Below are 3,880 nucleotides of genomic sequence, written 5' to 3'. Positions count from 1 at the left end.
GCTTCGTTGCTCGCTCGTTACATACCACAGCGGGTATGCGCCTCGCTCGCGCCTTGCCATCAAGCCTGCGAGCCAGCAGCATATGTCATCATATTTATGGGGAGGGACACTAAGTAACAGCCGTTCGATTTGCCCTCACTGAGAAAGTATTTAGGCAAGATCAGCCCGATGGAAGATGTCGAGAAAGCCCTACAACTCGCTTTCTAAAAACCGAGAAACGGTTGCGACAGCCCGTGCAGGGAAGTTCGGCAGTTGTTCCTGGAAGTTTTCCGTGGCAAATCGCAGCAATTCAATTGCAGCGTCCACTGTGTCCAGTCGCAAGATCCTGATTATCTCGCGCCCGGCTTCAGGAAACACGCGCTCGAATCTGCGATGTGAATCCAGATCATCCAGAAGTGTTTTGTCGGGAGAGTTCAGATAAAAAGATCAGAGCGATAAAAACTCCTGATGGCCTGATCGCACAATCACAAAGAAATCATGATCCGACCATTGATCAGGAACCTAGTCCTGTGCAGCCATGGACCCCAGGGCTACCAGTCCGAGAACGGACTCTTCTGCGGTCAACTGCTGTTTCAATTGTCTGTAAAACGATGATAGCGCTCTGGCGTCATTGTCTTACTATAGGCTGGATTCTTCTTTTCCTGGAAGCATCTCGACTTGCGAAGCCTGGCCGGCAAACCGCCGGCGCTACAATTTCGGCACGGGTGAACGCAGATTCAAAATCGGTTATTCTGAAGCCACTCTCTGATGAGCGAACAGACCAGACACAAGGTGGGTCCACTCGTTCTGCTCCTTTTACTCCTTACAGTCCAGTGTTTTGTTGTCATCTTTTCAACGTGGCCTCCAAAATTCCAAGGGGATGAGACTTACTATGTTACGAAAGCTTTCTATAAGCCTCTTATTAGCGACTCGCATCGACCCCAGGGATATCAACTATTCATTGCGTTATGCAACCTTGCAAATGATCGAGCCGGCAACGTCAGATACCGCTGCGCAGTAGTCCAGTTGCTTCTTGCTATCGGTGTAATTCTTTTCTTTTATCGCATTGCAAGCCGCGCTCTGGGCTCATCACCAAGGCTTTATTTCGTCGCTTTCCTTCTTGGCATTCAACCGTGGGTATTTGATTCTACGCGCAGATTGTATCCGGATTCGCTGACAGCTTCGTTGCTGACTTTCGGATTGCTGGGTCTGTTTGCTTTTATCAGAGCGGCTAAACCAGGGTCCGCCTTTGGATTCTTTTTCCTTTCCACATTGTTATTATGCGCAACCATCCTTTTACGCCCCGAAATGATTGTACTGACACCCGTATTCCTATTCGTTGCGCTTGTTTTGAAGTGGAGGGAGAGAGTACCGTTATGGATTGCTATGACACTCTCTCTTCTCTTCGTAGCATCGGCCGGCTTTTTATCAGGATATCATCTTATTTTGAAAGGAAAGGTCGGAGTATTTGGGAAATTCTCGCTAACAAAACCCGGCGCATTGAACTGGGTACAAACGTGGTTTGCCACCGAAAGGATGGGGTTCAAGAATTTTCTGAATGGACCATATATGAACCGGTCGAAATTCGACCACCTTCCGGATCGCGCTTTTTCGGATGAGTATGAGCGCAGTGAGATCCGCAGAGCGTGTGAGCTCTCCGAACAACGAAGAAAATACGATCAAGATGTAGATGACATTTTCCGGAAGGTAGCTGAAAAACGAAAGCAAGAGCACTTTTTTCGACATTCCCTTCTTGCAAAGATTTGGGCTATGGCTCAGATCTGGCTGAATCTGGTAGCCAGCGAACAATGGTTTCGACTTGTCCCGCACAATGGTTTTCTCTTCCTCCTGATGGTTCTGTTTTTCTTTTCATTAAAGTTACTCGTGTTTTCCCTTGCGGCTCTGTCAGTGCTTCAAGTTTTCCGATATCAACGTGAAAAAAAACTGCGGTGGTATCACACCCTGACGATTCTGATGATTTTATGTGTTGTAATAAGAACGTTATTGATGGGAGGCATGATTGGTTACCTGCACCGCTATGCAATTCCTGCGTGGCCTGCGATGTTGTGGTGCGCGGTTAGTGGTTGTATTGATTTTCCCTCCGGGCTTTTCGCGAAAATTGTGAGAAAATAATGCCACCTGAAAGGAGAAGCGAACTGGGGTGAGCCATCCGTTAAAGGGACGCGTACTCATGGTAGCCGTTGACGCGGGTGAGTTATCCTTCATTCGTTCCTCGATCGAAAAACTTCCAACGTTCCAACGTCTGTTGCAGGAAGCAGCCCTTTTCCAGTTCCGGTCGAGCGCCGAACACATTGCTGCATCCGTCTGGCCGACGATGTACATGGGGAAACATGCCGGCGAGCACGGGATCACTCAACACATTCAATGGGATCCTTCTTCGATGCGAATGCGCCGCATTTCGTCCGATTGGATTTACTGTGAACCTTTCTGGTATGACCTGGCGCGCGCAGGATTGGGAGTGACCGTTCTCGATGTTCCTTTCACTTTCGAGAATCGTTTGCCGGAAGCTGTTGAGGTAATCAATTGGGGATCTCATGACCTGATCGGAAAGTTCGGCGCGACCTCAACCGGGTTACGCGCGGAGATCCGGCGCCGTTTCGGTCCTCATCCAATGGGCTATGAAATTCCGGTGAGCAAGGATACCAGCCAGTTGATTACCATGAAGAAGGAGTGCGTTGATGGCGCCGGAATCAAAGGGCAACTTTCCAGATGGCTTCGCGATACGACTCAATGGGATTTTTTCCTTACAGTATTCGGAGAGTGCCATCGCGGCGGACACATCCTGTGGCGCGATCATGATGAAGTGCACTCGCACGTGCCGGGCGGCGCTCTCCTTGAGGTGTATCAGGCGGTAGATGCAGCGATCGGAACGATTATCGAAGGTGTGGATCTCAATTTGACTACTGTTGTGGTTTTTGCGCTTCACGGTATGGGCTACAATTTTTCACAAGAACATTTTGTGCGCCGCGCGATGGACCGCATTAATGCGATCTATTTCAATGAAACTTTTACAGGTGACAATTCGTTGCCAAAACAGCGCGGGTTGATCCGCGCGCTGCGTGAATCGATTCCTGCGCCTGTGCAGCACGCGATCGCCCGGTCTGTGCCGGTTGAAGTTCGTGACTTTGTTGTGAGTCGCGAAGTGACAGGGGGACTGGATTGGAAGCGGACACCCGGTTTCGCTTTGCGGTCGGACCTCTTTAGTTTCGTGCGTTTGAATGTGATGGGACGCGAGCCGCAGGGAATCCTCGAAGCGGGAAGCGATTCTTATCTCCGTTACATCGAACATGTGACGGAAAGTTTTCTTGGGCTGCGAGCAGCCGGCACAAACGTCCCGATCGTTGAAGATGTTCTATTGCTACAAGAAATTTACCCCGGTTCGCGGCAACATCTTTTGCCCGATCTTCTGCTCCGGTGGAGGGAGGAGTATCCTGCTAACGAAGTGAGTTCAAAATCTCTCGGCACTGTGAAAGCTGCACCGGACTCAGGACGAACCGGTGAGCACCGTGCGGAGGGTTTCGCATTAGTTCTCGGTCGAGGAGTAAAGCAGGGAGGGTTGCCGCCACTGTCGCACAATAGTGATTTTCCTCGATTTGTCTCTCACTTGCTGGGCGTGCGCATCGGGTCATGATTTCCGAACTTCACGAATTGGAATTGGGTTTGGTCGGATTTGGCCGGCTGGTGCGTGACTATTATTTGCCGGCGCTTCAGACATTGCCCGGAGTGCGCATCGCCGCCGCCGTTGTTGATCCGCTTCCTGAAAGCAGCCAAACCGCAAAAAGGCTTCTTCCCAATGCCGAAATCTATGCTGATCACCGGATGATGCTGGAACGGTCCCGGCTTCATGGTGTTCTTGTTGCAACTCCGCCATCTGCACATC

Annotated in this window: 3 protein-coding genes; all 3 read left to right on the top strand. The window is 50.4% G+C overall.

The genetic code is table 11. The annotated features are described in order from the left end of the window. Positions 1-747: 747 nt before the first annotated feature. Positions 748-2,112, top strand: coding sequence for a hypothetical protein (locus L0156_05000; protein ID MCI0602350.1), 1,365 nt, complete (start codon positions 748-750; stop codon positions 2,110-2,112). Positions 2,113-2,170: 58 nt separating this feature from the next. After that, the gene (locus tag L0156_04995; protein MCI0602349.1) at positions 2,171-3,631 is read left to right on the top strand and encodes an alkaline phosphatase family protein; all 1,461 of its coding nucleotides are present in this window, start codon (positions 2,171-2,173) and stop codon (positions 3,629-3,631) included. After that, positions 3,628-3,880, top strand: a 253-nt coding sequence (locus L0156_04990) for a Gfo/Idh/MocA family oxidoreductase (protein ID MCI0602348.1), incomplete at its 3' end; no start/stop codon positions are given. The genes L0156_04995 and L0156_04990, both read left to right, overlap by 4 nt.

It is taken from the genome of bacterium (assembly GCA_022616075.1).
In the GTDB taxonomy this organism is placed as follows: domain Bacteria; phylum Acidobacteriota; class HRBIN11; order JAKEFK01; family JAKEFK01; genus JAKEFK01.
The sequence above is the reverse complement of the archived record's forward strand: the minus strand, read 5'-3'. Positions and strand labels throughout refer to the sequence as shown.